This window comes from Polaromonas sp. P1_E1_2 (genome assembly GCF_056406035.1).
Genome location: NZ_JBFUAZ010000761.1, coordinates 1 through 1,705, shown reverse-complemented (window position 1 = coordinate 1,705; position 1,705 = coordinate 1). Strand labels below are relative to the sequence as shown.

Below are 1,705 nucleotides of genomic sequence, written 5' to 3'. Positions count from 1 at the left end.
GTACCTCATCAGGAGTTTTTTCTCTATACCGCTGCCGGCGCGCCCCAGCTCTTCGGCGGCTGGGGCTTCGGTTTGCTCGCAGAGCTCGCCGTCAGGCTAGGGGGATGGGTCAGCCTGAGTGTCTTTAACGCGGTGCTGTGGGCTGCGACCCTTTGCTTGGGACTATTCGCTGCGCAGCGAGCCGCCAACAACGGCATGCAGGCACGCTACGAGGTTGACCTGAACCAGATGGCGGCCATGGCTTTGGCGCTGCTGATTGTCTACCCCACGTTCCTGCACCGCTCGCAGATACGCGCAGAAGTTACGCTCTACCTTTCGTGGATGGCAGCCACGCTCTTGTTTGAAAGCTGCCGCCATCCTGCCCGCATCCGCCGGGCACTGTTCGCCTTTCCCCTGTTGTGTCTAGCGTTGGCGTGGGTTCACACCACGGTGCTGCTGATGCTGCCTCTTTTGGCCGCTTATGCACTCCGTCGATGGCAAGACAGGCATGAGCACGCCATATCCCGCRACGAGGCGGTGTGCTGGGCAATTTGCGGGCTGGCGAGCGTGGCGCTGCCGCTGCTGRACCCCAATGGGGCACAACAGGTGTTTTCGCAGTTTTTTGTCTGGCAAGACATGCAGGATGGAGGCAGTATTGCGGCGGAGAGGATAGCCATACGTGAATACTTGCCGCTATGGGATCCCAGCTCGCGTTTTCTCTGGCCGTCTGCCGCTGTTCTCGCGATGGGCACGGCAGTCTGGTTCCTCACTGCGGGGCCGGCAAGATTGTCCGGCCTTGTTGTCATTGCACCCATGGCCATCATGGCCATACAGCATCGCCGGGGTCTCGGCCTTTGGGCCATGGCCCTTCTGGTCCCCCTGGCAATAAGCCTCCTCACCACATTCAGGCAGGCATCCCAGCGCAAACCAATGCGTTTGCCAATGGGCGCGTTGACCGCTCTCAGCATGCTGGCGATGCTGGTCGCGGTGGTTCCGACAAGGTATTCGGGATGGGGCATGACAGACGTAGGATTGCGTGCCATCGAAGCAGTCAAATTGATTGGACGAGTACTGCCTGACGGGGGGAACATCTGGATGCTCGACACATACGCGCCACAGGTCCCATATCTGCTTGGGGACAAGTACAAGGTCGGCTACGCGGGCCACATGATTTATCGTCATTCTTCGGCAACGACTCATTACGTCAACATACTGAGTGCGGCTGATGGTTGGGAAAAAGAACTATCCACCCATAACGTAAAAGTCATCGGCGTACCTGCTCTGCAGCTTCCGAAAGCCGCGCTTCTACCTCTTGCGACCAGTCTCGCCTTCAATCCGCGCTGGCAACTGATATTCGCGGACTGGCAATTGCTTGTTTTTCTAAAGCGCGGTGCCTCGGAGATCGCGCAACCTCGGGAACAATGGGCGCAAGCCACAGCTTTCGTCGCCGTCGCCCTTGAATTGGCTAACGCGTCGGAAGTCCTTGCACCCGATCCGAAAAAGCGGGCACTGATTGCACGCCTGGAGCAACAGCAGACTGTACTGCGAAGCGTGAAGGACCAGCCCGAGCGGCTGGATTGGGCCGCAATGGACAGAATTGGAAACCCGGCAGGCTCGGCCGACAAATGAAGTACAGAACATCGGTGATTCCCGTTGGCACATGACATCTGAAAGACCAGAGCGTCATATGACTGCAAGAATCCCACCCATTCAATGCCTGCTGACC

General features: G+C 58.4%; 1 protein-coding gene. It reads left to right on the top strand.

What is annotated here, in order from left to right; all coding sequences use genetic code 11:
* The coding region (locus tag AC1D1P_RS22610; protein ID WP_477674532.1) for a hypothetical protein at positions 1-1,608 on the top strand (1,608 nt) is incomplete at its 5' end.
* Positions 1,609-1,705 lie beyond the last annotated feature (97 nt).